The 24,484-nt window shown below is 64.8% G+C and carries 23 protein-coding genes; 15 read left to right on the top strand and 8 right to left on the bottom strand.

All coding sequences use genetic code 11. The features are described 5' to 3' along the window. The 4 genes from VUG52_RS23765 to dksA all read right to left on the bottom strand — a co-directional run bounded on the left by VUG52_RS23765 (position 1) and on the right by dksA (position 4,791). Complete coding sequence (locus VUG52_RS23765) at positions 1 to 2,976, bottom strand: sensor histidine kinase (protein ID WP_052896099.1); 2,976 nt, start codon at positions 2,974 to 2,976, stop codon at positions 1 to 3. Next, entirely contained in the window at positions 2,960 to 3,136 is a 177-nt protein-coding gene (locus VUG52_RS23760) for a hypothetical protein (protein ID WP_003250005.1), read from the bottom strand. The genes VUG52_RS23765 and VUG52_RS23760 overlap by 17 nt, the downstream gene beginning before the upstream one ends. 223 nt (positions 3,137 to 3,359) lie before the next feature. Further along, complete coding sequence (gene gluQRS, locus VUG52_RS23755; protein ID WP_262952775.1) at positions 3,360 to 4,247, bottom strand: tRNA glutamyl-Q(34) synthetase GluQRS; 888 nt, start codon at positions 4,245 to 4,247, stop codon at positions 3,360 to 3,362. A gap of 100 nt (positions 4,248 to 4,347) precedes the next feature. Next, positions 4,348 to 4,791 carry an RNA polymerase-binding protein DksA gene (gene dksA, locus VUG52_RS23750; protein ID WP_050706966.1) on the bottom strand — a complete coding sequence of 148 codons (444 nt, stop codon included), beginning with the start codon at positions 4,789 to 4,791 and terminating at the stop codon, positions 4,348 to 4,350. A 212-nt stretch (positions 4,792 to 5,003) separates the two neighbouring features. Here dksA and VUG52_RS23745 point away from each other — a divergent pair, with 212 nt between their 5' ends. Together VUG52_RS23745 and sfsA are read left to right on the top strand one after the other, a co-directional pair. After that, positions 5,004 to 6,176 (top strand): pyridoxal phosphate-dependent aminotransferase, encoded by a 1,173-nt coding sequence (locus VUG52_RS23745; protein WP_050706965.1) that lies wholly within the window; start codon positions 5,004 to 5,006, stop codon positions 6,174 to 6,176. A gap of 3 nt (positions 6,177 to 6,179) precedes the next feature. Continuing rightward, positions 6,180 to 6,893 (top strand): DNA/RNA nuclease SfsA, encoded by a 714-nt coding sequence (sfsA, locus tag VUG52_RS23740; RefSeq protein WP_186713736.1) that lies wholly within the window; start codon positions 6,180 to 6,182, stop codon positions 6,891 to 6,893. Here sfsA and VUG52_RS23735 read toward each other — a convergent pair. Beyond that, entirely contained in the window at positions 6,883 to 7,200 is a 318-nt protein-coding gene (locus VUG52_RS23735) for a Rieske (2Fe-2S) protein (protein WP_262952774.1), read from the bottom strand. The two genes, sfsA and VUG52_RS23735, sit on opposite strands and share 11 nt — an antisense overlap. Positions 7,201 to 7,361: 161 nt before the next feature. Here VUG52_RS23735 and VUG52_RS23730 point away from each other — a divergent pair, with 161 nt between their 5' ends. The 4 genes from VUG52_RS23730 to VUG52_RS23715 are packed head-to-tail and all read left to right on the top strand — an operon-like array spanning position 7,362 to position 10,953. Beyond that, on the top strand, positions 7,362 to 8,246 hold the full coding sequence (locus tag VUG52_RS23730) for a heme/hemin ABC transporter substrate-binding protein (RefSeq protein ID WP_050706962.1): 885 nt from the start codon (positions 7,362 to 7,364) through the stop codon (positions 8,244 to 8,246). Positions 8,247 to 8,296: 50 nt separating this feature from the next. Further along, complete coding sequence (locus tag VUG52_RS23725; RefSeq protein WP_262974466.1) at positions 8,297 to 9,280, top strand: FecCD family ABC transporter permease; 984 nt, start codon at positions 8,297 to 8,299, stop codon at positions 9,278 to 9,280. Continuing rightward, positions 9,280 to 10,047: a heme ABC transporter ATP-binding protein gene (locus VUG52_RS23720; protein ID WP_262974463.1), complete on the top strand. Its 768-nt coding sequence runs from the start codon at positions 9,280 to 9,282 to the stop codon at positions 10,045 to 10,047. Before VUG52_RS23725 ends, VUG52_RS23720 begins: the two co-directional genes overlap by 1 nt. Before the next feature lie 12 nt (positions 10,048 to 10,059). Then, positions 10,060 to 10,953 (top strand): ChaN family lipoprotein, encoded by an 894-nt coding sequence (locus VUG52_RS23715; protein ID WP_050706959.1) that lies wholly within the window; start codon positions 10,060 to 10,062, stop codon positions 10,951 to 10,953. Between the two features lie 170 nt (positions 10,954 to 11,123). Here VUG52_RS23715 and VUG52_RS23710 read toward each other — a convergent pair whose 3' ends face one another. The 3 genes from VUG52_RS23710 to VUG52_RS23700 all read right to left on the bottom strand — a co-directional run bounded on the left by VUG52_RS23710 (position 11,124) and on the right by VUG52_RS23700 (position 13,681). Beyond that, positions 11,124 to 11,402, bottom strand: coding sequence for a TfoX/Sxy family protein (locus VUG52_RS23710; protein ID WP_028691223.1), 279 nt, complete (start codon positions 11,400 to 11,402; stop codon positions 11,124 to 11,126). A 262-nt stretch (positions 11,403 to 11,664) separates the two neighbouring features. Then, positions 11,665 to 12,018: a pentapeptide repeat-containing protein gene (locus VUG52_RS23705; protein ID WP_050706958.1), complete on the bottom strand. Its 354-nt coding sequence runs from the start codon at positions 12,016 to 12,018 to the stop codon at positions 11,665 to 11,667. Between the two features lie 100 nt (positions 12,019 to 12,118). After that, positions 12,119 to 13,681 (bottom strand): bifunctional aminoglycoside phosphotransferase/ATP-binding protein, encoded by a 1,563-nt coding sequence (locus tag VUG52_RS23700; protein WP_050706957.1) that lies wholly within the window; start codon positions 13,679 to 13,681, stop codon positions 12,119 to 12,121. Positions 13,682 to 13,797: 116 nt separating this feature from the next. On the opposite strand from VUG52_RS23700, the gene mrcB reads away from it, so the two are divergent. From mrcB to msrQ, 9 genes are all read left to right on the top strand, one after another. After that, positions 13,798 to 16,119 carry a penicillin-binding protein 1B gene (gene mrcB, locus VUG52_RS23695; protein WP_050706956.1) on the top strand — a complete coding sequence of 774 codons (2,322 nt, stop codon included), beginning with the start codon at positions 13,798 to 13,800 and terminating at the stop codon, positions 16,117 to 16,119. 26 nt (positions 16,120 to 16,145) lie between these two features. Further along, entirely contained in the window at positions 16,146 to 16,925 is a 780-nt protein-coding gene (locus VUG52_RS23690; protein WP_050706955.1) for a tetratricopeptide repeat protein, read from the top strand. Beyond that, the gene (locus VUG52_RS23685; RefSeq protein ID WP_050706954.1) at positions 16,922 to 17,254 is read left to right on the top strand and encodes a YqcC family protein; all 333 of its coding nucleotides are present in this window, start codon (positions 16,922 to 16,924) and stop codon (positions 17,252 to 17,254) included. Before VUG52_RS23690 ends, VUG52_RS23685 begins: the two co-directional genes overlap by 4 nt. Before the next feature lie 407 nt (positions 17,255 to 17,661). Next, positions 17,662 to 19,386, top strand: a complete 1,725-nt coding sequence (locus tag VUG52_RS23680; protein ID WP_050707010.1) for an acetolactate synthase 3 large subunit — start codon at positions 17,662 to 17,664, stop codon at positions 19,384 to 19,386. A gap of 1 nt (position 19,387) precedes the next feature. Beyond that, positions 19,388 to 19,879 carry an acetolactate synthase small subunit gene (gene ilvN / locus VUG52_RS23675; RefSeq protein ID WP_003250040.1) on the top strand — a complete coding sequence of 164 codons (492 nt, stop codon included), beginning with the start codon at positions 19,388 to 19,390 and terminating at the stop codon, positions 19,877 to 19,879. 53 nt (positions 19,880 to 19,932) lie between these two features. After that, positions 19,933 to 20,949 carry a ketol-acid reductoisomerase gene (gene ilvC, locus VUG52_RS23670; protein ID WP_027917653.1) on the top strand — a complete coding sequence of 339 codons (1,017 nt, stop codon included), beginning with the start codon at positions 19,933 to 19,935 and terminating at the stop codon, positions 20,947 to 20,949. Positions 20,950 to 21,100: 151 nt separating this feature from the next. Beyond that, positions 21,101 to 21,952: a CDP-diacylglycerol--serine O-phosphatidyltransferase gene (gene pssA / locus VUG52_RS23665; protein ID WP_050706953.1), complete on the top strand. Its 852-nt coding sequence runs from the start codon at positions 21,101 to 21,103 to the stop codon at positions 21,950 to 21,952. A gap of 77 nt (positions 21,953 to 22,029) precedes the next feature. Next, positions 22,030 to 23,043 (top strand): protein-methionine-sulfoxide reductase catalytic subunit MsrP, encoded by a 1,014-nt coding sequence (msrP, locus tag VUG52_RS23660; RefSeq protein WP_050706952.1) that lies wholly within the window; start codon positions 22,030 to 22,032, stop codon positions 23,041 to 23,043. After that, a complete protein-coding gene (gene msrQ / locus VUG52_RS23655) occupies positions 23,043 to 23,651 on the top strand; it encodes a protein-methionine-sulfoxide reductase heme-binding subunit MsrQ (protein ID WP_050706951.1) in 609 nt (202 codons plus the stop codon). Before msrP ends, msrQ begins: the two co-directional genes overlap by 1 nt. The last annotated feature ends 833 nt before the right edge of the window (positions 23,652 to 24,484 follow it).

Below are 24,484 nucleotides of genomic sequence, written 5' to 3'. Positions count from 1 at the left end.
TCAATTCTCTCGACGGTCTCGAATTTCAGGGGACGTCGCTACGACATGCCGGGGCAGGGTCACGCGGATCCGGGTACCACGTTGGCGCTCGATGTCGGCCGGGCTGTCGATGGTGATTTGCCCATAATGCTCTTCCACGATGGAATAGACCAGAGCGAGCCCCAGTCCGGTGCCTTCGCCCGGGTCCTTGGTGGTGAAGAAGGGTTCGAAGAGGCGGTCCATGATGCTTTTCGGGATGCCGCTGCCTTCGTCCTCGACGATCAGGTCGACGGTGTGTTCGTTCACTTCGCTGCGCACGCGCACGGCGCTGCCGGGCGGGGAGGCGTCGCGGGCGTTGGAAAGCAGGTTGATCAGCACCTGGGCCAGGCGCTGCGGGTCGCCCTCGACCCAGTGCTCCGGGTCGCAGAGGTTGAAGAACTGTACTTCGAAATTGCGCCGGTTCAAGGCCAGCAGACCAATGGCGTCCTGCGCGACTTCGGCCAGGCACACCGGCTCCTCGCTGTTCTGCTGGCTGCCGCCGGCATGGGCGAAGCTCATCAGCGACTGGACGATGCGCGAAACGCGCTTGGTCTGTTCGAGGATCTGGCTGGACAGCTCGATGATCTCGCCGTCGCCCTCGCGCTCCTCACGCAGGTTCTGCGCCAGGCAGGCGATGCCGGTGATCGGGTTGCCGATCTCGTGGGCCACCCCCGCCGCCAGGCGACCGATGCTGGCCAGGCGTTCGGAGTGCACCAGCTTGTCTTCCAGCGCCTGGGTCTCGGTGAGGTCCTCGACCAGCAGCACCAGGCCGCTGTTGCCCGGGGCCAGTGGCTCGTCGATGGCCGCCTTGTGCAGGTTGAGCCAGCGCGGTTGGCCATCGAGGGCCAGTCGCTGCTTGTGCAGGTGTTCGTCGGGCACGTTGATGAAGCCTTGCAGCAGGCCGCGCCAGGGCTCGCCGATGGTCACCAGGCGCGAACCGACCACGTGCTTGGCGGCGATCCCGGTGAGCTCCTCCATGGCCTTGTTCCACATCAGGATCTCCTGGTCCTTGGCCAGCGAGCACACGCCCATGGGCAGTTCCTGCAGGGTCTGGCGGTGGTAGCGGCGCAAGGCGTCGAGCTCGGCGGCAAGGCCGGTCAGACGCGAGTGGTAGTCCTCGAGGCGGCTTTCGATGAAGTGGATGTCCTCGGTGACGTAGTTCTCGTTGCCGGATTTATAGGGCAGGAAGGTCTCGACCATGTCCTGGGCCACGCTCGGACCCATCAGGCCGGAGAGGTTGGCCTCGATGCGGTCGCGCAGGCGGCGCAGGGCGTAGGGGCGGCGCTCGTCGAAGGGCAGGTAGAGGTCGCGCAGGGCCTGTTCCACCTCTTTCTGCGCGGCCTTGGCGCCCAGCGGCTTGGCCAGCTGGGTGGCGAACTCCTGGGGCGAGGCGGCGTGCAGCTCGCGGCGCTGCGGGCGACGCACGTTGTCCACCGCGCAGGCCTCGGCGGCGCTGACTTCTTCGCTGCTGGCGTTGGTGAACAGCGAGATCAGGGTGAACAGCAGGACGTTGGCCGCCAGCGAGGCGATGGCCGCCATGTGCCAGCTGGTGTCGTCCAGCACGTAGATCATGTCCAGCAGCGGGATATAGAAGCCCTGCAGGTTGCCCAGCAGCGGCAGCAGCATGGTCACCATCCACACCAGCATGCCGGCCAGCAGCCCGGCGATGAAGCCGCGGCGGTTGGCGGTCGGCCAGTACAGCACCGAAAGCACGCCGGGCAGGAACTGCAGGGTGGCGACGAAGGCGACGATGCCCAGGTTGGCCAGGCTCTGGTGGGTGTTCTGGGTCAGGTAGAAGATGAAGCCGGCGGTGATGATGGCGACGATCAGCGCCCGGCGGGTCCATTTCAGCCAGCGGTAGATGTTGCCTTCGGCCGGCGGCTGGTACAGCGGCAGCACCAGGTGGTTCAGGGCCATGCCCGACAGCGCCAGGGTGGTGACGATGATCAGCCCGCTGGCGGCCGACAGCCCGCCGACATAGGCCAGCAGCGCCAGCGCTTCGTTGTTGGCGGCGATGCCCAGGCCCAGGGTGAAGTACTCGGGGTTGGTGCTGGCGCCCAGGCGCAGGCCGGCCCACAGCACCAGCGGCACGGCCAGGCTCATCAGCAGCAGGAACAGCGGCAGGCCCCAGCTGGCGCTGACCAGCGAGCGCGGGCTCAAGTTCTCGGTGAAGGCCATGTGGTACATGTGCGGCATGACGATCGCCGAGGCGAAGAACACCAGCAGCAGGGTACGCCATGGCCCTTCCTGCAGCGGCGTGTGCAGGGCGGCGAGGGCGGTCTGGTTCTGCAGCAGCCAGACTTCCAGGCCATGTGGTCCGCCGAACACGCCGTACAGCGCATAGAGGCCGACGCCGCCCAGGGCCAGCAGCTTGATCACCGATTCGAAGGCGATGGCGAATACCAGGCCTTCGTGCTTCTCGCGGGTGGCGATATGGCGCGAGCCGAAGAAGATGGTGAACAGCACGATCAGCACGCAGAAGGCGAATGCCACCCGTGCCTTGACCGGTTCGCCGGTGAGGATGCTGATCGAGTCGGCCACCGCCTGGATCTGCAGGGCCAGCAGCGGCAGCACGCCGATCAGCATGAAGATGGTGGTCAGCGCGCCGGCCCAGGTGCTGCGAAAACGAAACGCCAGCAGGTCGGCCAGCGACGACAGCTGGTAGGTGCGGGTGATCTTGAGGATCGGGTAGAGCAGCACCGGCGCCAGCAGGAAGGCCCCCGACACCCCCAGGTAACAGGCGAGGAAGCCGTAGCCGTACTGGTAGGCCAGGCCGACCGAGCCATAGAAGGCCCAGGCGCTGGCGTAGACGCCCAGCGACAGGGTGTAGGTCAGGGGGTGGCGGATGACCGCGCGCGGGATCAGCCCGCGTTCGCTGATCCAGGCCACGCCGAACAGCACCAGCAGGTAGGCGGCGCTGATCAGGATCATCTGGGTCAGGCTAAAGCTCATCGGCATCTCGTTGGCTCTGCAGGATGAAGGTGACGACGATCAGGATCAGCCAGAGCAGGTAGGGGCGGTACCAGGCACCGGTCGGTTCGATCCACCAGTCCATGATGGCCGGGGAGAACAGGTAGATCCCCACGACCAGAAGCAGGACCAAACGATAGATGTACATGCTGGCCTCGATGGGTTGGGCGCTGCGGGCTTGGACTTATTATTGGCGCAAATGGCTGGGGCGATGCTAGCGGGAATCGGTAGGGTTCGCCAAGGGGTTGAATTTGTTGGGCTTTGATTTTGATATTGCATGTTCTGGCCCTATCGCGGGGCAAGCCCGCTCCCACGATGCCAATGTGGTCTGCGTGGGAGCGGGCTTGCCCCGCGATAGGGCTGGTACTGCCTCAGCGCAATTCAGCCTCGGGCACCGTCATCTGCCGCGTAATGTGCTCCGGCCGCCACTGCTGCCGGGCCACCGCCAGCACCTCGGCCGGGCTGGCCCCCGCCAGTGCCGGATCCGCCTCCTGCCCCAATGCCCGCAGGGCTCGCAGCAGCAACGGCGTCGCCTGGTCCGCCTCCAGCGGTGGTGAGCGGTACGACTTGCCCAGCTTGTGCCCGTCCGGCTGCACGATCAATGGAATGTGCAGGTAACGTGGCTGCGAGAACCCCAGCAACTCTTGCAGGTACAGCTGGCGCGGCGTGTTGTCCAGCAGGTCGGCGCCGCGCACGATATCGGTGACACCCTGCCAGGCATCGTCCAGCACCACCGCCAGTTGATAGGCATACAGCCCGTCGCGACGCTGGATGACGAAGTCGCCCACCTCGCGGCCCAGGTGTTGCTCGAACGAGCCCTGGACCCGGTCGCTGAATCGGTAGATCAGCTCCGGCACCCGCAGACGGATCGCCGCGCCTTCGCGGGCGTGCCCGGCGTTGCGGCAAAAGCCCGGGTAGATGCCGTTGTGTCCTTCCAGCTGCTTGCGCGAGCAGGTGCAGGCATAGGCCAGCCCCATGTTGAACAGGCGGTCGACCACCGCGGCATAGGCATCGTGGCGCTGGCTCTGGAACACCACCTCGCCGTCCCACTCCAGCCCGTAACGTTCCAGTGTCTGCAGGATCGCGTCACGGGCGCCGGGCATCTCCCGGGGCGGATCGGTGTCCTCCATGCGCAGCAGCCAGCGACCGTTCACGGCGCGGGCGTCGAGCCAGGAGGCGAGGGCGGCGACCAGCGAGCCGAAGTGCAGGAAGCCGCTGGGGGTGGGGGCGAAGCGGCCGATGTAGCGGGAGTCGTTCATGGATTGCACAGCTATATAAATGAAGACGGGGCGTACCCGTCGTAGAAAGCGGGCTAGCCTGCTTCCACAACCGATACGCCCCGTCTGCGAGGGTCAGGGATCAGCCTTTACCGACAGTCTTTTCCTTCTTCTCCGCAATTTCCTTGCAGTCGAAGCACAGGTCGGCGGTCGGACGGGCCTCGAGGCGGCGCAGGCCGATCTCGATGCCGCAGGAGTCGCACCAGCCGTACTCGTCGGCCTTGATCTTGTCGAGGGTCTTGTCGATCTTCTTGATCAGCTTGCGTTCGCGATCGCGGTTGCGCAGCTCCAGGGCGAATTCTTCTTCCTGGCTGGCACGGTCCGCCGGGTCGGGGAAGTTGGCTGCTTCGTCCTTCATGTGGTCCACGGTGCGATCCACACTGACCATCAGCTCGCCTTTCCAGGCATTGAGGAGCTTGGTGAAGTGCTTCTTCATGGGCTCGCCCATGTACTCCTCACCCTTGGTCTCTACGTAGGGTTCGACACCGTACATGGTCTGGACTTTTTGCTTTTCTACGGTGGACATGAATAGACCGCCTCTCACTCATCTGATCCAATGCGCAGGCTGCTTCCATCTCCGGCGCCCGCCGGCCCTGCGACTGCGAGCCGCCGAACTTACCAGATAGATCCAGGGTGCGCTACCCCGCCCTATGCCTGCTTTTGACAGCGGCTTGACCGGCGCGTTCGTTGGCGTGCACAGGTAGAATCACCAGTTTAGACCCAATTGAGAGAAGGCCCATGGCTCAGCCACACAGTGCGCGCAGTCGCGCCATCGAACCCTTCCACGTCATGGCCCTGCTGGCCCGTGCCAACGAGCTGCAAGCCGCAGGCCACGACGTGATCCACCTCGAGATCGGCGAGCCGGACTTCACCACCGCCGCGCCGATCGTCGCCGCCGGTCAGGCCGCCCTGGCCGCCGGGCACACCCGCTACACGGCGGCCCGTGGGCTGCCGCAGCTGCGCGAGGCGATCGCCGGGTTCTATGGCCAGCGCTACGGTGTGGACCTCGATCCGGAGCGCGTGCTCATCACTCCGGGCGGCTCCGGCGCGCTGCTGCTGGCCAGCAGCCTGCTGGTCGATCCGGGCAAGCACTGGCTGCTGGCCGACCCGGGTTATCCGTGCAACCGGCATTTCCTGCGCCTGGTCGAAGGCGGCGCGCAACTGGTGCCGGTGGGGCCGGACGTCAATTACCAATTGACCGCCGATCTGGTCGATCGCCATTGGGACAAGGACACCGTCGGCGCCCTGGTCGCCTCGCCAGCCAACCCGACCGGCACGGTGCTCGACCGCGACGAGCTGGCCAGCCTTTCCAGGGCCACCCGCGAGCGTCATGGACATCTGGTGGTGGACGAGATCTACCACGGCCTCACCTACGGCATGGACGCGCCGAGCGTGCTGGAAGTGGACGATGAGGCCTTCGTCCTGAACAGTTTTTCCAAATATTTCGGCATGACCGGCTGGCGCCTGGGCTGGCTGGTGGCCCCGCCGTCGGCGGTGGGCGACCTGGAAAAGCTGGCGCAGAACCTCTACATCAGTGCTCCGAGCATGGCCCAGCATGCCGCGCTGGCTTGCTTCGAGCCGCAAACCCTGGCGATCCTCGAGGAGCGCCGCGCCGAGTTCGCTCGCCGCCGCGACTACCTGCTGCCGGCGTTGCGCGGGCTGGGCTTCGGCATCGCCGTGGAACCGCAGGGGGCCTTCTATCTGTATGCCGATATCAGCGCGTTCGGCGGCGATGCCTTCGCGTTCTGCCGGCATTTCCTGGAAACCGAGCACCTGGCGTTCACCCCGGGGCTGGACTTCGGCCGGCATCAGGCCGGTCATCATGTGCGTTTCGCCTACACCCAGAGCCTGCCGCGCCTGGAAGAGGCGGTACAGCGCATCGCCCGTGGCCTGCAGAGCTGGCAGGGCTGACCGATGCAGTTTCCGCCCCTGGAACAGGCGCGCCTGCTGCGCCGCTACAAACGCTTCCTGGCCGACATCGAGCTGGCCAGTGGCGAGCAGATCACCATCCACTGCCCCAACACCGGTTCCATGCTCAATTGCATGCGCGAGGGCGGGCAGGTGTGGTTCAGCCGCTCCAACGACCCCAAGCGCAAGTTGCCCGGTACCTGGGAGATCAGCGAAACGCCCCAGGGCCGTCTGGCCTGCGTCAACACAGGGCGCGCCAACGCCGTGGTGGAAGAGGCGCTGCGCGCCGGCGTGGTCAGCGAGCTGGCCGGTTTCACCACGCTCAAGCGTGAGGTAGCCTATGGCGAGGAGCGCAGCCGGATCGACTTCTACTTGGAGTATGCCGACGGCTCCAAGGCCTATGTCGAGGTCAAGAGCGTAACCCTGGGTTACCCCGACACGCCGGTGGCGGCCTTCCCCGACGCCGTCACCCAGCGCGGCGCCAAGCACCTGCGCGAGCTGGCCGCCCTGGCGCGCCAGGGCATCCGTGCGGTGCAGCTGTATTGCGTGAATCTGACCGGTATCGAGGCCGTGCGCCCTGCCGAGGAGATCGACGCCGCCTATGCCCAGGCCCTGCGCGCCGCCGTGGCGCAAGGGGTCGAGGTACTGGCCTACGGCACGCGCCTGGATGCGCAGCAACTGGTCATCGATCGCCCGCTGCCGGTGCTGCTCAATCCGTGAACCAGATGCCCTGGCTGTCTTCCTGGCAGTCCAGGGCCTCCAGCCATTCGCCCGCGCAGGGGCCGGTGATGCATTCGCCGCTTTCTATCAGGAACTGGGCCCCGTGATGGGCGCACTGGATCAGGCTGGCGCTGTCGTCGAGAAAGCTGTCCGCTGCCCAGTTCAGCGGGATGCCCCGGTGCGGGCAGCGGTTGCGGTAGAGGTGGACCTTGCCCTGGCGGCGCACGCCGAACAGCGGCACGCCGGCTACGCTGAAGGCGCGGCTGTGGCCCTCGGCGAGGTCGTTGGAGGCGCAGAGAAAATGCATTGCAGCGGAGCTTCCGGTTAAGCCGTGTGACAAAGGGATGGCTTGACGCTTCAATGCGAATAATTATCAAATTGCCCGCATTCGCCGCGCCAGGCTGTCTATGGTGCGCACTTGTGCCGCCCGCCACAAGGTGTGCTGCCCGCCCTCTGCAAAGGAATCCGATGATGCGCCGTCCCGCTGCCTTGATTGCCCTGTGCGCCGGTCTTGCCCTGTCCGCCCAAACCATGGCCGCCGAGCTTCCGCAGCGCTGGGTCAGCGCCGGTGGCGCCCTGAGCGAGTGGATCAGCGCCCTGGGCGGCGAGCAGCGGCTGGTCGGTGTCGACACCACCAGCCAGCACCCCGAGTCGCTCAAGGCGCTGCCCAGCATCGGCTACCAGCGCCAGTTGTCGGCCGAGGGCATCCTCAGCCTGCGCCCCGATGTGCTGGTGGGTACCGAGGAAATGGGGCCGCCGCCGGTGCTGGCGCAGATCCGCAAGGCCGGGGTGCGGGTCGAGCTGTTCTCCAGCAAGGCCGAGGTCGGCGCGGTGGACGAGAACCTCAAGCACCTGGGGGCGTTGCTCGGTGACGAGCAGAAGGCCGAGGCGCTGGCCGCCGACTATCGCCGGCAACTGGAGGCGCTGCACAAGCAGGTCGAACAGGCTAAGGCCGGGCACCAGGCGCCCGGTGTCCTGCTGCTGGTCGGCCATGCTGGCGCCAAGCCGATGATCGCGGGGCAGGGTACTGCCGGGGACTGGGTGCTGCGCCAGGCAGGAGGCCGCAACCTCGCCGATCACCAGGGCTACAAGAACTTCTCTGTGGAGGCCCTCGCCGCGCTGAATCCGGACGTGGTGGTGGTCTCCGACCGGGCCCTCAGCGGCGAGCAGGCCCTGCAGGCACTGATCAAGGAAAACCCGGCCCTGGCGACTTCGCGCGCGGTGCGCGACAAGCGCCTGCTATCGTTCGACCCGACGCTGCTGGTCGGTGGCCTGGGCCCGCGCCTGCCCGCCACCCTGCATGAGCTGGCCGCCAGTTTTTATCCTGCCGCCAAGGCCAGCTTCAACCCATGAGGCAGCGGGTTCGACCACGTACGCTGTTCATTACCCTGGCGTTGCTATGCCTGCTCGCGGTCTGGCTGTCGCTGGCGCTGGGCCCGGTCAGCCTGCCGTTGCTCGACACCCTGCGCGCCGGCCTGCGCCTGATTGGCTTGCCGGTATCCGGCGAGGGCCTGGAGCAGGCCGAGATGATCCTCGGCCAGATCCGCCTGCCGCGCACCCTGCTGGGGCTGGCGGTCGGTGCCGTGCTGGCGTTGTCCGGCGTGGCGATGCAGGGGCTGTTTCGCAACCCGCTGGCCGACCCGGGGCTGGTCGGCGTTGCCAGCGGCGCCGCCCTGGGCGCGGCTGTGGCGATCGTCGGCGGCAGTTGGCTGGGTGGCATTCCCGACTGGTTCGCGCCTTACCTGTTGTCGCTCTGCGCCTTCGTCGTCGGCCTGGGCGTGACGGCGATGGTCTACCGCCTGGGGCGGCGTGACGGCCAGACCAACGTGGCCACCATGCTCCTGGCCGGTATCGCCATGACCGCGCTGGGCGGCTCGGCGGTGGGGCTGTTCACCTACCTGGCCGACGACGCCTCCCTGCGCACCCTGACGTTCTGGAACCTGGGCAGCCTCAACGGTGCTAGCTACGAGCGGCTCTGGCCCTTGCTGCTGGTGGCTGCCGCCGTGGCCCTGTGGCTGCCGCGCCGGGCACAGGCGCTCAACGCGTTGCTGCTGGGCGAGTCGGAAGCCCGTCACCTGGGCATCGAGGTCGAGGGGCTCAAGCGCGAACTGGTGTTCTGCACGGCGCTGGGCGTTGGGGCGGCGGTTGCCGCCGCCGGCCTGATCGGCTTCATCGGCCTGGTGGTACCGCACCTGGTGCGGCTGGTGGCCGGGCCGGATCACCGGGTGCTGTTGCCAGCGTCGCTGCTGGCGGGCGGCACTCTGCTGCTGTTCGCCGACCTGATCGCGCGCCTGGCCCTGGCCCCGGCGGAATTGCCGATCGGCATTGTCACCGCGTTCATCGGGGCGCCATTCTTCCTGTTCCTGTTGGTGAAGGTGCGCAGCTGATGCTCGACGTCCAAGGGCTCTCCCTCAAGCGCGGTGGCAGCCTGGTGCTGCACGACATCAACCTGACGCTGCGGCCCGGGCAGGTTCTTGGCGTGCTCGGGCCGAACGGCGCCGGCAAGAGCAGCCTGCTCGGTGCCCTGTGTGGCGAACTGGCGCCAAGCACCGGGCAGGTCCGCCTCGATGGTCGTGGTCTGGAGGGGTGGTCGGGCCAGGAACGGGCACGGCGACTGGCGGTGTTGCCGCAGGTGTCCAGCCTGGGCTTTGCGTTCAGTGTCGAGGAGGTGGTCGGCTTAGGTCGACTTCCCCATGCCAGCGGCCGTCAGCGTGACCGGGAGATCGTCGAGGCGGCGCTGGCGGCGGCGGATGCAGGGCATCTGGTCGAGCGCAGCTACCTGGCGCTGTCCGGCGGCGAACGCCAGCGCGTGCATCTGGCGCGGGTGCTGGCCCAGCTGTGGCCCGGCGAGCCGGGTACCACGCTGCTGCTCGACGAGCCCACCTCTGCGCTCGACCCGCTGCACCAGCACACCACGCTGCAAGCTGTGCGCAGCTTCGCCGACCGTGGCGCGGCGGTGCTGGTCATCCTGCATGACCTGAACCTGGCGGCGCGCTACTGTGACCATATCCTGCTGCTGGAGCAGGGCCGCTGCCATGCCCTGGACACGCCGCAACAGGTGCTGACGCCGGCGGCGCTGCGGGCAGTGTTCGGTATCGATGTCCTGGTCCAGCCGCACCCGGAGCGCGGCCATCCGCTGATTATCACTCGCTAAGAGGCTTTCGCCATGCGCCATCCCCTGCTGTCCGGCCTGTCCATCTGCCTGGTGCTGGCGCTGGGCGGTTGCCAGGCGAGCCTGCCACCCGTGCCGGCCTGGCAGGGCACCGAGGGCCGTGACAACGCCCAGTTGGGGCGGATCATCGAATTGTCCAGCGGTCAGGCCTTGAGCCCTGGGCAGCTGGTCCAGCGCCTGGCCGATGCGCCACGGGTGCTGGTGGGTGAAAAGCACGACAACCCCGACCACCATCGCCTGCAGCTCTGGTTGCTGCGCGCCCTGGAGAGCCGCCGGCCGCAGGGCAGCCTGCTGCTGGAGATGCTCGAGCCGCAGCAGCAGGCCCTGGTCGATGCGCAGAAGGGCAAGGCCTCGCCGGCAGCCGACCTGCCCAAGGCCCTCGACTGGCAACCCGGCTGGGACTGGGCGCTGTATGGGTCGATCGTCCGCGAGGCCCTGGGCCAACCCTACCCGCTGCTGGCCGCGAACCTGTCACCGGAGGAGGTCCGCCAGGCCTATCGCCAGCCAGTGACACCGCCGGGCGAGCGCTCCAATGCGCCGGCCGTGGTGCAGGCGCTGCTGGCCCAGGTGCGCGCTGGCCACTGCAACCTGCTGCCGGAAAGCCAGCTGCCGGCCATGTTGGCGGTGCAGCAGCAGCGCGACCGACGCATTGCCGAGCGGCTGCTGGCAGCGCCGCAACCGGCACTGTTGCTTACCGGCAGCTACCATGCGCGCAAGGACCTGGGCGTGCCCCTGCATCTGACCGACCTCGACGCCAAGGCCGAGGGCAAGGTGCTGTTGCTGACGGAAGTGGGAGAGACGGTCGAGCCGGGCATGGCCGACTTCGTCTGGTACACCCCGGCGACGCCGGAGCAGGACTACTGCGCCCAACTGCGCAAGGCGCACTGAATCGCGGGCAAAAAAGACCCGGCAAAGTGCCGGGTCAATAACCGTGATTAGCCTGATGAGGAGATAATCTGAGCGTCCGAACCAGGGAGCATTCAGGTTACCCAACCGGTCTCGCGACCAGTTGTGATAATCATAACGATTCTCATTTCGGCGTCAATGCCTTTTGCGAATTATTTTTCGTTTTTCTGTGCCGGGCATTTCGCGTCGAGCTGTTGATTCAGCGCCTGCTTGCGTTCGGCCGGCAGGTCGTTCCAGTGCATGTCCAGCAGGGCCCCCTCGATGGCGTACAACAACACCTTCGAAGCCCGGAATCCTCGCGTTCTCACGGCTTGATAGGCACCCACCGCGCCGAGCCGGCGCAGGTCCGAAGCACTGTGGATACCGACGGCGTGCAGCCATTGCGCAGAGGTCTTGCCAAGGTTTTTCAGATGCTGCAATTCATCGTTCATCGAGCCTCCTTGCGATGGCTGAACGGGTCGTGGGGATAAATCGCGAGCAGGTCAATGAGGAGTGTAGCGGGGGTTGTGAATAACGCGGCCTTTTGCCATCGGGGCCGACGGGATGCAGTACTTTCGCTGGATGGGACCCTACTGGGAGCGGGTTGCGTGGGAGCGGGCTTGTCCCGCGATGGCGATCGCTGGGGCAGACGCTATCGCGGGGCAAGCCCGCTCCCACAAAGTTCCCATCCACAGCCTGGCGCAGGCCAGCCACTTAGCCTTGGCGAGCGCTGCGATAACGCATCCGCGTCCCGAACTTCACCGACATCAGGATCTCGTCGGCGCTGAGCTCGGCCGGGAAGTAGGTCCCGGAGATCTGCGCATGGGCGAGGCTGGCGCCCTCCAGGCCGTTTTCGCGCAGGTCGAGCCCTCGCAGGTCGGCGGCGCGAAAGTAGGCGTCGGTGAAGTCGATGCCGCGCACGTCCAGGTCGCGCAGGTCGAGGCCGCGGAAATCACCGCCGCGAAAGTCGATAGTCGAATCGCTGGGCTTCTCGCGGTTGAACGCCGCGATCTTCTCGTCGCGGATCATCGAGTACAGGACGTTGTCCAGCTGACGGGGCTGATTCATGGCGGCGCCTCCTCCGTGGGGTGTGATGATATTGTAATGACATCACTGGAGGGGCGCCGGACTTCAGGCGTGAACTGTCGACTGCTTCACGCCTTGTGGCTCAAAGGCCGGGCAGGTGCTGGCGGATCTGCTCGATCAGCTGGTCCATGCTGGCGCTTTCCTGGGTGTTCACGCGCTTGCTGTGCTTCTGCTCCTCGGCATCCAGCGGGTCGCGGCTGGCCTGCTGCGCCTGGATCACTTCCAGGGTGGCGTCCGAAGGGTCGATGGCTTCGGCCTGGCGCTGGGCCAGCCAGCTGGCGATCACCGCGTCGGGGGCCTGGCAGTCGAGAATCAGGAACGGCACGCCGGTCTCGCTGGCGACGTCCGCCGCCGCCTTGCGCTGCTCGTGCTTGAGGTAGGTGGCATCGAGCACTACCGGGAAACCGGCATGCAGGATGATCGCCGCCAGCTCATGCAGGCGCTGGTAGGTGGCGATGCTGGCTTCCTTGTCGTAAATGCCAGCCTCGAGCTGACCGGCGTCGGCTGCCGACTGCTTGCCGAACAGGCGCTTGCGCTCCACGTCCGAACGCACGCGTACGGCGCCCAGGGCCTCGACCAGGCGCATCGCCACATGGCTCTTGCCCACGGCCGAGACACCCTGAGTGACGGCCAGCAGGCGCGAAGGGATGGCGCTGTAGCTTTCGGCCAGGTTGGCGTAGTTGCGGTAGGTGCGCAGGGTGGTGGCGCGCTGCACGCCGTCGGCGTCGGGCGACAGGCTGAACAGCGCGACCTTGGCCCGCACCAGGGCGCGGTAGGCCTTGTAGAAGTTCAGCAGCTCCAGGCCTTCGTAGTCGCCGGTCAGCTCCAGGTACTGGCTGATGAAGCGCCGCGACAGGCACTTCAGGCCGCGGTCCTCGAGGTCCATGGCCAGGAAGCCGACGTCGGCGTAGACGTCGGTCAGGCGGAACGGCTCGTTGAACTCGATGCAGTCGAAGATCACCACCTTGCCGTCGATCAGGGTGGCGTTGCCCAGGTGGATGTCGCCGTGGCATTCACGGATGAAACCATTGGCCTTGCGCGCCTCGAGCAGGCCGTGCAGGCGCTTGAAGCTGTCCTGGGCCCAGGCCTGCAGGTTGTCCAGTTGCTGCAGGTCGGCCTTGTCGGTCAGGAACGGGCGGATCTGCTCGAAGTTCTGCTCCACCGGCGCCATGACCGCGTCCGGGGTGCCCAGCGGATGGTCGACCGGCACGTTCGGCGCCTGCAGGTGGAACTCGGCGATCTGCCGGGCCATCTGGTCGATGTGACCGGCGTTCAGCTCGCCGTTGGCCTGCAGGGTGCTGAGCATCTGGTCCTGGGGGAACTGGCGCATCTTCAGCGCGTACTCGATCGCCGGGCCTTCGCCGCCGATCTGCGGGGCCTCGACGCTGCCGGTGATCGGCAGCACTTCCAGATACAGGCCTTCGGTCAGGCGCTGGTTCAGCCGCAGCTCTTCGTTACAAAAATGCCCGCGCTGGTCGAGGCCGGTGAAGTCGAGGAAGCCGAAGTTCATCGGCTTCTTGATCTTGTAGGCGTACTCGCCGGTGAGCAGCACCCAGGAGATGTGCGTCTCGATGAGCTGGAAGCCCGCGACAGGGTGCGGATAGAGGGCGGGGTTCTGCAGCGCGCTGATCAGGGCTTGGCTCACGGATCATCCTTCAGGGGTCAGGGAATTCGAATCGGACATTATGGTCAATGGTGCCGTCCCTGCAAACCGCCGTAGGCGTCTGCCCCCCTTTTCCAAAGTGCGTATAATCCGCCGCCATGACACGTACCCGAAATTCCCGCACCTCTAAAAAACGCCCGACCGGCCGCGCCCGCGCCTGGCTGGGCTGGGCACTCAAGCTCAGCCTGGTCGGCCTGGTGGTGATCGCCGGCTTCGCGGTCTACCTCGATGCGACGGTCCAGGAGAAGTTCTCCGGCAAGCGCTGGACCATCCCGGCCAAGGTGTATGCCCGGCCGCTGGAGCTGTTCGTCGGCCAGAAACTGAGCCGCAACGACTTCCTCACCGAACTCGACGCTCTCGGTTACCGCCGTGAAAGCGCGGCCAACGGCCCTGGCGCGGCGTCGGTCAACGGCAATACCGTCGATCTCAATACCCGTGGCTTCCAGTTCTATGAGGGCATGGAACCGGCGCAGTTCGTGCGCGTGCGCTTCTCCGGCGACTATGTCGCGGGCCTCAGTGGCGCCAATGGCGGCAAGCTCGACGTGGTGCGCCTCGAGCCGCTGATGATCGGCGGCATCTACCCGAAGAACCTCGAAGACCGCATCCTGGTCAAGATCGACCAGGTGCCGCCGTACCTGGTGGAAACCCTGATCGCCACCGAAGACCGCGACTTCTACAGCCACTTCGGCGTATCGCCCAAGTCCATCGCCCGGGCGGTGTGGGTCAACACCTCCTCGGGCGCCATGCGCCAGGGTGGCAGTACCCTGACCCAACAGTTGGTGAAGAACTTCTTCCTCACCAACGAGCGTAGCCTCAGTCGCAAGCTGACCGAAGCGATGATGTCGGTGCTCCTGGAAGTGCACTATGACAAGCGCGAGATCCTCGAGGCCTACCTGAACGAAGTGTTCATCGGCCAGGATGGCCAGCGCGCGGTGCACGGCTTCGGCCTGGCCAGCCAGTTCTTCTTCAGCCAGCCGCTGCAGGAACTCAAGCTGCACCAGATCGCCCTGCTGGTCGGCATGGTCAAGGGCCCGTCCTACTACAACCCACGCCGCCACCCCGAGCGCGCCCTGCAACGGCGCAACCTGGTGCTCGACCTGCTCGCCGAGCAGGGCGTGGCCACCCAGGAAGTAGTCGACGCGGCGAAGAAGATGCCGCTGGGCGTGACCAAGCGCGGCAGCCTGGCCGACAGCTCGTTCCCGGCCTTCCTCGACCTGGTCAAGCGTCAGCTGCGCCAGGACTACCGCGACGAAGACCTGACCGAAGAAGGCCTGCGCATCTTCACCAGTTTCGACCCGATCCTGCAGATGAAGGCCGAGACCGCCATGAGCGAGACCTTCAAGCGCCTGGCCGGGCGCAAGGGCGCCGACGAAGTGGAATCGGCGATGGTCGTCACCAACCCCGAGACCGGTGAAGTGCAGGCGCTGATCGGCAGCCGCCAGTCGGGCTTCGCCGGCTTCAACCGCGCCATCGACGCCGTGCGGCCGATCGGCTCGCTGGTCAAGCCGGCGGTCTACCTGACCGCGCTGGAGCAACCGAGCAAGTTCACCCTGACCAGCTGGGTGCAGGACGAGCCGTTCTCGGTCAAGGGTGCCGACGGCCAGGTGTGGCGCCCGCAGAACTACGATCGCCGCCCCCATGGCACCATCTACCTGTACCAGGGCCTGGCCAACTCCTACAACCTGTCGACCGCCAAGCTAGGCCTGGAAGTCGGCGTGCCCAACGTGATCAAGACCATCGGTCGGCTCGGCGTACAGGTCGACTGGCCGGCATTCCCGTCGATGCTGCTGGGCGCCGGCGGCATGTCGCCGATGCAGGTGGCGACCATGTACCAGACCATCGCCAACGGCGGCTTCAACACGCCGATGCGCGGTATCCGCAGCGTGCTCACCGCCGAAGGCGAGCCGCTCAAGCGCTATCCGTTCCAGATCCAGCAGACCTTCGACCCGGGTTCGATCTACCTGGTGCAGAACGCCATGCAGCGGGTGATGCGCGAAGGCACCGGCCGCTCGGTGTACAGCGTGCTGCCGAGCTCGCTGACCCTGGCGGGCAAGACCGGTACCAGCAACGACTCGCGCGATAGCTGGTTCTCCGGTTTCAGCCAGGACTTGCTGGCGGTGGTCTGGCTGGGCCGCGACGACAACGGCAAGACGCCGTTCACCGGTGCCACCGGCGCGCTGCAGGTGTGGACCAGCTTCATGAAGAAGGCCGACCCGCTGCCGCTGGACATGCCGCAGCCGGACAACGTGGTGCAGGCCTGGATCGATCCGTACAGCGGCCAGGGTTCCGACGGCAGCTGTCCGGGAGCGGTGCAGATGCCGTATATTCGTGGCAGTGAACCGCCCGCTGGCGCCACCTGTGGTGGCGAGCAGAACCCGGCCGAAGAGGTGATGGACTGGGTCAAGGGCTGGATGAATTGAGCGCGAGCTTCTGAAGAGGGTGTGAAGTGAACAAGTGGTGGATTCCTGCCGTGGCGGCAGTGACCGTGCTGCACGGCTGTGCCAGCGTCCCGCGTGGCAACATTCCGGTGGTCGATTCGAGCACCCGGGTCTCCAACAGCGAGCGCGTCTCGGCCAACCGCACGTCGGCCTATCCGACCAGTGGTGGCAGCAGCCAGGCCCGGTCGTTGCCGGAAGACTCCGGCGTCACCGTGATGATCCCGCAGGGGACCGGCGGCGCGCCGATCCAGTCGTTCCCGGCAGGTACCGGCCCGGCGCCGATCAGCACTGGGCCGATCACCCCGGGTCCGGTCAGCAGCGGCCCGATCAGCACCAACCCCAACCCGATCGCCGACGAGCCGTTCGACATCGCCTCGATGAGCAACCCGGCGCCGGTCACCAGCGCGCCCACCGGGATTCCGCGGGGCAATGTCTCCGGCGGCGGCCTGTCCGCCGACGAACAGCTCGACGGCCCGGTGCTGGCGCTGCTGACCACCGCCCAGCAGCAGCAGGGCAGTGGCGACTTCAACGGCGCCGCGTCGAGCCTGGAGCGTGCCCAGCGCATCGCCCCGCGTGAGCCGCAGGTGCTGTTCCGCCTGGCCCAGGTGCGCCTGTCGCAGGGCGACGCCGCGCAGTCCGAGCAGCTCGCGCGCCGCGCCCTGACCTACGCCAACGGTCGTCCCGACCTGCAGGCCCAGCTGTGGAACACCATCGCCCAGGCCCGCGAGAAGCAGGGTGACAGCGCCGGCGCGGCCCTGGCGCGGCAGAAGGCACGGGTCAACCTGTGATGGAACAGCGCATCCTCGATATCGCCGACCATCTGCTGCTGATCGAGCGCGAACTCAAGGTCCAGGGCTGGTGGAGCGATGTCGCGCCCAGCGCCGAGGCGCTGGCCAGCGTGGTGCCGTTCGCCGTCGACAGCATGGCCTTCGAGCAGTGGCTGCAGTGGATCTTCCTGCCGCGGATGAAACTGATCCTCGAGCACGGACACCCGCTGCCCAATGCCTCGGGCATCCTGGTCATGGCCGAGACGGTGTTTGTCGACCGTCCGGAACAAAGCCGCGCGCTACGGCGCTTGTTGGCAGAATTCGACCAATTGATCAGCCCCTCCGCCTGATTTCTTCTCTTTTTCCTTCAAGGGCCGCAGATTGTGGCCCTTTTTTATGAAAATCTTCTTAAATCTGCTGCTGTGAGCCTTTTTAGTGGCTGCAGTGATTCATCTTGCCGAAAAATTGGCAATAATTTCTCTTGACTTGTGCGCGCCGAATCACAAGAATCCAGATTCCGCTGTAGAGGGACTGCCAGAAGCAGACCCGCTAAGCAGATCATGAGGCGCACACCCGCGCCGACTTGTAACACCCCGCAACGCGTTACCTCGCGCTGGGTGGGAAGGCCCGCAACACACCAGGGCACTCCCAATACTTGCTCAGTCAGTGCTGACGTTCGCTCATGCTCTGCTTGGCAGTAAACCTATTAAGACCCGCTCAGTGAGGGCGGTATTCTGGCGTTTTAGAGGTGAACAACGTGGAGCTTTTATCTGGCGCTGAGATGGTCGTCCGCTTCTTGCGTGACGAAGGCGTTAAGCACATCTACGGGTACCCTGGTGGTGCTCTCCTTCATGTTTACGATGCCCTGTTCAAGGAACCGGAAGTCCAGCACATCCTGGTCCGTCACGAACAGGCTGCCACCCATATGGCGGACGGTTACGCCCGTGCCACCGGCAAGGCCGGCGTGGTACTGGTGACTTCCGGTCCAGGCGCGACCAATGCCATTACCGGCATTGCCACCGCCTACATGGATTCCATTCCGATGGTCATCCTGTCTGGCCAGGTGCCCAGCACCATGGTCGGCACCGACGCATTCCAGGAAACCGACATGATCGGTATCTCCCGGCCGATCGTGAAGCACAGCTTCATGATCAAGCACGCCTCGGAAATCCCCGAAGTCCTGAAAAAAGCCTTCTATCTTGCGCAGTCCGGCCGTCCCGGCCCGGTAGTGGTCGACATTCCAAAAGATATGACCAACCCGGCCGAGAAGTTCGAGTACATCTACCCGAAAAAGGTCAAGTTGCGTTCGTATAGCCCGGCTGTTCGTGGTCACTCCGGGCAGATCCGCAAGGCGGCCGAGATGCTCCTGGCGGCCAAGCGCCCGATCGTCTACTCCGGCGGTGGCGTGATCCTCGGCGGCGGCTCCGAAGCCCTTACCGAAATCGCCAAGACGCTGAACCTGCCGGTCACCAACACCCTGATGGGCCTCGGTGGCTTCCCGGGCACCGATCGCCAGTTCCTCGGCATGCTCGGCATGCACGGCAGCTACACCGCCAACATGGCCATGCACCACGCCGACGTGATCTTCGCCGTCGGTGCGCGTTTCGACGACCGCGTGGTCAACGGCCCGGCCAAGTTCTGCCCGAACGCCAAGATCATCCACATCGACATCGACCCGGCGTCGATCTCCAAGATGATCAAGGCCGACGTGCCGATCGTCGGCCCGGTCGAGAGCGTGTTGAGCGAGATGCTCACCATCCTCAAGGAAATCGGCGAGCAGCCCGACAAGGCGGCGCTGGATGCCTGGTGGAAGCAGATCGACGAATGGCGCGGCGACGGTGCGCTGTTCCCCTACGACAAGGGCGACGGCAACATCATCAAGCCGCAACAGGTGATCGAGACCTTGTGCGAAGTGACCCAGGGCGATGCCTTCGTCACCTCCGACGTCGGCCAGCATCAGATGTTCGCGGCGCAGTACTACCGCTTCAACAAACCCAACCGCTGGATCAACTCCGGTGGCCTGGGCACCATGGGCTTCGGTTTCCCGGCGGCCATGGGCGTCAAGCTCAACTTCCCCGACCAGGACGTGGCCTGCGTTACCGGTGAAGGCAGCATCCAGATGAACATCCAGGAGCTGTCCACCTGCATGCAGTACGGCCTGCCGGTGAAGATCGTCAACCTGAACAACGGTGTGCTGGGCATGGTCCGCCAATGGCAGGACATGTCCTACAACGGTCGCCACTCGCACTCCTACGTCGAGTCGCTGCCGGACTTCGTCAAGCTGGCCGAGGCCTATGGCCATGTGGGCATCCGCATCACCAGCCTGAAAGACCTCAAGCCGAAACTGGAAGAGGCTTTCGCGATGAAGGACCGCCTGGTGTTCATCGACATCGCGGTCGACCGGACCGAGCACGTCTATCCGATGCAGATCAAGGACGGCTCGATGCGTGACATGTGGCTGAGCAAGACGGAGCGTACCTGATATGCGGCACATCATCTCCCTGCTGCTGGAAAACGAACCCGGTGCCTTGTCTCGCGTGGTCGGCCTGTTCTCCCAGCGCAACTACAACATTGAAAGCCTGACCGTGGCACCGACCGAAGACCCGACCCTGTCGCGTCTGACGCTGACCACCGTTGGCCATGACGAAGTGATCGAGCAGATCACCAAGAACCTGAACAAGCTGGTCGAAGTGGTCAAGCTTGTCGACCTCTCGGAAAGCGCCCACATCGAGCGCGAACTGATGCTGGTCAAGGTCAAGGCCACCGGTGCCCAGCGCGCCGAAATCAAGCGCACCACGGATATCTTCCGTGGCCAGATCGTCGACGTGACCGCCAGCGTGTACACCGTGCAGCTGAGCGGCACCAGCGACAAGCTGGACAGCTTCATCCAGGCCATCGGCACCGCATCGATTCTCGAAACCGTGCGCAGTGGCGTCACCGGCATTGCCCGTGGCGACAAAGTGCTCAGCATCTAACTTCAAAAACTAGCGATGGCTCCGCTGGGGCCGAGATATAACAGGGGTATTTCATGAAAGTTTTCTACGATAAAGACTGCGACCTTTCCATCATCCAGGGCAAGAAAGTCGCCATCATCGGCTACGGTTCGCAAGGTCACGCCCAGGCGTGCAACCTGAAGGACTCCGGTGTGGACGTTACCGTCGGTCTGCGTAAAGGTTCGGCTACCGTTGCCAAGGCAGAAGCCCATGGCCTGAAAGTGGCTGACGTGGCTACCGCCGTCGCCGCTGCCGACCTGGTCATGATCCTCACCCCGGACGAATTCCAGGGCCAGCTGTACAAGAACGAGATCGAGCCGAACATCAAGAAAGGCGCTACCCTGGCCTTCTCCCACGGCTTCTCGATCCACTACAACCAGGTCGTTCCGCGTGCCGACCTCGACGTGATCATGATCGCGCCGAAGGCCCCGGGCCACACCGTGCGCTCCGAGTTCGTCAAGGGCGGCGGCATCCCTGACCTGATCGCCATCTACCAGGACGCCTCGGGCAACGCCAAGAACGTCGCCCTGTCCTACGCCGCTGGCGTCGGTGGCGGCCGTACCGGCATCATCGAAACCACCTTCAAGGACGAGACCGAAACCGACCTGTTCGGTGAGCAGGCCGTTCTGTGCGGCGGTACCGTCGAGCTGGTCAAGGCCGGTTTCGAAACCCTGGTCGAAGCGGGCTACGCCCCGGAAATGGCCTACTTCGAGTGCCTGCACGAGCTGAAGCTGATCGTCGACCTCATGTACGAAGGCGGTATCGCCAACATGAACTACTCGATCTCCAACAACGCCGAGTACGGTGAGTACGTCACCGGCCCTGAAGTCATCAACGAAGAATCCCGCAAGGCCATGCGCAATGCCCTCAAGCGCATCCAGGACGGCGAGTACGCGAAGATGTTCATCAGCGAAGGCGCCACCAACTATCCTTCGATGACCGCCAAGCGCCGCAACAACGCCGCCCACGGCATCGAAATCATCGGCGAGCAACTGCGTTCGATGATGCCGTGGATCTCGGCCAACAAGATCGTCGACAAGACCAAGAACTGAGTCTTGCGTCGATAAATGAAAAACGCGGCTTCGGCCGCGTTTTTTCGTTTGCGCGGTCAGCTTCTGGTATAAAGCGACCAGTGGCTCGCTGTTAGAACGGTTTTGCCGAGCCCATGTCGAACATATTCCACCCTGTTGCAAGGTACTTTTCATGAGCGAACGTCCCGAAGAGCCGAACAAGCCCTCCGACGCCGAAAGCCTGCTACCTATCGATGAACATGTCGAAGAAGGCCACGATGCCGAAGGGCGCAAGGTGCGTCACCGCGGTATCTATCTGCTGCCCAACCTGTTCACCACCGCGAACCTGTTCGCCGGCTTCTATTCCATCATCAGCTCGATGAGCGCGCAGAGCGCCCTGAGCGCGGGTGATCCGCGGGAGGCGAGCAAGTATTTCGCCTTCGCCGCCATCGCGATCTTCGTCGCCATGGTCCTCGACGGCCTCGACGGCCGCGTGGCTCGCATGACCAATACGCAAAGTGCCTTCGGTGCCGAGTACGACTCGCTGTCGGACATGGTCGCCTTCGGCGTGGCGCCGGCGTTGCTGGCGTTCGGCTGGGCCCTGGGCGACATGGGCAAGGTGGGCTGGATGGTCGCCTTCATCTATGTGGCTGGCGCCGCGCTGCGCCTGGCACGCTTCAACACCCAGGTCGGCACCGCCGACAAGCGTTACTTCATCGGCCTGGCCAGCCCGGCGGCGGCCGGCGTGGTGGCCGGTACCGTCTGGGCGTTCAGCGACTACGGCATCCAGGGCTCCAAGCTGTCGTTCCTGGTGGCGCTGCTGGTGGCGGCTGCGGGCATGCTGATGGTCAGCAACATCAAGTACAACAGCTTCAAGGAGCTCGACCTCAAGGGCCGCGTGCCCTTTGTCGCGATCCTGGCCGTGGTGCTGGTGTTCGCCGTGGTGTTCAGCGATCCGCCGCGCATCCTGCTGCTGATCTTCCTCGCCTACGCCGCGTCGGGGCCGATCCAGTTCCTGTTGCGGGCGCGCCGTCGTAAATCCTGACAAGGATTTAATCGCGGAATAACCTGCCGGCTCCATAGTCTTACGTGTACATCAGTGACCCGTACTGTGGAGCCGCCATGCTCATCAAGCTTCCCCGATCCAGCGACTGCAAGTCGTCCGAGATCACCCCCGAAGGTTTCTACCTCTCCCGTCGCAAGTTGCTGGGCGCCAGCCTTGCAGGTGCAGCCCTGGGCGCCTTGCCCCGGTTGGGCACCGCGGCGGAGGTTTCCCGCTATGCCGATGTCGAGGCGGGCAGCGCGCCAGGCTGGTTCACCGACAAGCTCGGCGCCACGCGCTGGCAGGCAGTCACCGTCAGTGGCGAGGCGATCACGCCGTTCAAGGACGCCACTCACTACAACAACTTCTACGAGTTCGGGCCCGACAAGGGCGATCCGGCGGCCAATGCCGGCAGCCTGAAGACCGAGCCCTGGAGCCTGGTGGTCGATGGCGAGGTGGCCAAGCCCGGGCGCTATGCGCTGGAGGACTTCATCAAGCCTTACCAGCTCGAGGAGCGGATCTACCGCTTGCGCTGCGTGGAGGCCTGGTCGATGGTGATTCCCTGGCTGGGCTTTCCTTTGGCGGAGGTGCTCAAGCAGGTCGAGCCAACTTCGAAGGCGCGCTATATCCGTTTCGAAACCCTGGAAGACCCCAAGAGCATGCCCGGCCAGCGGTCCGGTTTCGCCCTGATCGACTGGCCCTATGTCGAGGGTCTGCGCCTGGATGAGGCGATGAACCCGCTGGCGATTCTGGCGGTGGGCATGTATGGCCGCGAGCTGCCCAACCAGAACGGCGCGCCATTGCGTCTGGTGGTGCCGTGGAAGTACGGATTCAAGAGTATCAAGTCGATCGTGCGCATCAGCCTGGTGGCGGATCAGCCGCAGACCACCTGGCAGGGGCTGGCGCCGAACGAGTACGGCTTCTATGCCAACGTCAACCCGACGGTCGACCACCCGCGCTGGACCCAGGCCCGGGAGCGTCGCCTGCCCAGCGGGCTGTTCAGTCCCAATGTGCGCGATACGCTGATGTTCAACGGCTATGCCGATGAAGTGGCGTCGCTCTATACCGGCCTCGACCTGCGGAAGAATTACTGATGCGTTATCCCTGGCTGCGCCTGGCGATCTTCGTGACTGGTTGCCTGTTCCCCGTATGGTGGCTGTACGAGGCGGCCATGGGGCTGCTTGGTCCTGATCCGGGCAAGATCATGGTGGACCGTCTCGGGCAGGGGGCGCTGATCTTTCTCTTGATTACCCTGAGCATGACGCCGCTGCAGCGGCTGACGGGGTGGTCGGGGTGGATCGTGGTGCGGCGCCAGCTGGGGCTGTGGTGCTTTGCTTATATAGTGCTGCACATGACGGCGTACATGGTGTTCATCCTGGGGCTGGATTGGGGGCAGTTCGGCGTCGAGCTGCGCAAGCGGCCCTACATCATTGTCGGTGCCTTGGGTTTTCTTGGGCTGCTGGCACTGGCGGTCACCTCCAACCGGTATAGCCAGCGACGCCTTGGCGCACGGTGGAAGAAGCTGCACCGGCTGGTCTATGTGATCCTCGGGTTGGGCTTGTTGCACTTCCTGTGGATCGTGCGCTCGGACTTGAAGGAATGGGCGGTGTATGCCGCTATTGGGGTCATCCTTCTGGTGCTGCGTATTCCCCCGGTGTGGCGGCGTGTTCCACGATTGGTCGGGCGGGGGAGGGCGGCTTGAGGGGTGGTTGGAATGGTGCTGGCGCTGTAAGGTGCCTGTCATGGGATTGCGTTGTGTCTCAGAAGTGTTCGCCGTGGTTCCTCTGGCGCCTATGAGATCGAGCGCCGCCCGCGCGGCGCATCGCGGGACAAGCCCGCTCCTACATTTGTTTCGGGCCAGTCAATCCTGTGCCATTACCTGGTCCGCCTTGTTGGTCCGGCGTGGTTTCAGCGTGGTCACCACTGGCACCCCACCTGTCTCACGACATGCACGAAGGCGGGCAGCCATGGCCTGACAGGTTCGGCACGTTGCAACAAATGTAGGAGCGGGCTTGTCCCGCGATGCGCCGCGCGGGCGGCGCTCGATCTGATAGGCGCTGCAAGGGTTGTGGCGAACACCTGGCAGCCCTGACGCGGTCTCTTCCCCCGATATTTCAATTTAATGAAATTAACGGTTGACGCCCTCTCAGATCCCCTTATAATGCGCCCCACTTCCGACGTAGTCGAAACGCAAAACCTCTTTTTAATCAATAGGTTGAATGTTTCAGGTAGTATCGGAGGTGCTTCGATCGCCAGATCGGCAGCGGCGAAAAAGGCAGTTGACAGCAGGTTGTAACGCTGTATGATTCGCCTCCCGCTACGAGAGATCGCAGCGAGTCAAGTGTTTGAAGTGAAACGAAAAACTTCAAAATAAACGCTTGACACGAAATGAGGAGAGCGTAGAATGCGCGCCTCGGTTGAGATGAAAAGCGCTTAACCAAACGCTCTTTAACAAATTGAATCAAGCAATTCGTGTGGGTGCTTGTGAGTGCGGACTGATAGTCGCCAAGATTATCAGCATCACAAGTGACCATG

Origin of the sequence: Pseudomonas sp. LH21 (genome assembly GCF_036549575.1) — a bacterium.
Taxonomy (GTDB): Bacteria; Pseudomonadota; Gammaproteobacteria; order Pseudomonadales; family Pseudomonadaceae; genus Aquipseudomonas; species Aquipseudomonas peradeniyensis.
The sequence above is the reverse complement of the archived record's forward strand: the minus strand, read 5'-3'. Positions and strand labels throughout refer to the sequence as shown.

Bases quoted from the DNA above. Each gene is read 5' to 3' on its own strand.
- VUG52_RS23705 (WP_050706958.1), bottom strand. From the start codon at position 12,018: ATGAATCAGCCCCGTCAGCTGGACAACGTCCTGTACTCGATGATCCGC.
- msrP (WP_050706952.1), top strand. From the start codon at position 22,030: ATGCTCATCAAGCTTCCCCGATCCAGCGACTGCAAGTCGTCCGAGATC.
- gluQRS (WP_262952775.1), bottom strand. From the start codon at position 4,247: ATGAACGACTCCCGCTACATCGGCCGCTTCGCCCCCACCCCCAGCGGC.
- sfsA (WP_186713736.1), top strand. From the start codon at position 6,180: ATGCAGTTTCCGCCCCTGGAACAGGCGCGCCTGCTGCGCCGCTACAAA.
- ilvC (WP_027917653.1), top strand. From the start codon at position 19,933: ATGAAAGTTTTCTACGATAAAGACTGCGACCTTTCCATCATCCAGGGC.
- VUG52_RS23710 (WP_028691223.1), bottom strand. From the start codon at position 11,402: ATGAACGATGAATTGCAGCATCTGAAAAACCTTGGCAAGACCTCTGCG.
- pssA (WP_050706953.1), top strand. From the start codon at position 21,101: ATGAGCGAACGTCCCGAAGAGCCGAACAAGCCCTCCGACGCCGAAAGC.
- VUG52_RS23760 (WP_003250005.1), bottom strand. From the start codon at position 3,136: ATGTACATCTATCGTTTGGTCCTGCTTCTGGTCGTGGGGATCTACCTG.
- msrQ (WP_050706951.1), top strand. From the start codon at position 23,043: ATGCGTTATCCCTGGCTGCGCCTGGCGATCTTCGTGACTGGTTGCCTG.
- VUG52_RS23735 (WP_262952774.1), bottom strand. From the start codon at position 7,200: ATGCATTTTCTCTGCGCCTCCAACGACCTCGCCGAGGGCCACAGCCGC.
- mrcB (WP_050706956.1), top strand. From the start codon at position 13,798: ATGACACGTACCCGAAATTCCCGCACCTCTAAAAAACGCCCGACCGGC.
- VUG52_RS23715 (WP_050706959.1), top strand. From the start codon at position 10,060: ATGCGCCATCCCCTGCTGTCCGGCCTGTCCATCTGCCTGGTGCTGGCG.
- ilvN (WP_003250040.1), top strand. From the start codon at position 19,388: ATGCGGCACATCATCTCCCTGCTGCTGGAAAACGAACCCGGTGCCTTG.
- VUG52_RS23720 (WP_262974463.1), top strand. From the start codon at position 9,280: ATGCTCGACGTCCAAGGGCTCTCCCTCAAGCGCGGTGGCAGCCTGGTG.
- VUG52_RS23730 (WP_050706962.1), top strand. From the start codon at position 7,362: ATGATGCGCCGTCCCGCTGCCTTGATTGCCCTGTGCGCCGGTCTTGCC.
- dksA (WP_050706966.1), bottom strand. From the start codon at position 4,791: ATGTCCACCGTAGAAAAGCAAAAAGTCCAGACCATGTACGGTGTCGAA.
- VUG52_RS23745 (WP_050706965.1), top strand. From the start codon at position 5,004: ATGGCTCAGCCACACAGTGCGCGCAGTCGCGCCATCGAACCCTTCCAC.
- VUG52_RS23765 (WP_052896099.1), bottom strand. From the start codon at position 2,976: ATGCCGATGAGCTTTAGCCTGACCCAGATGATCCTGATCAGCGCCGCC.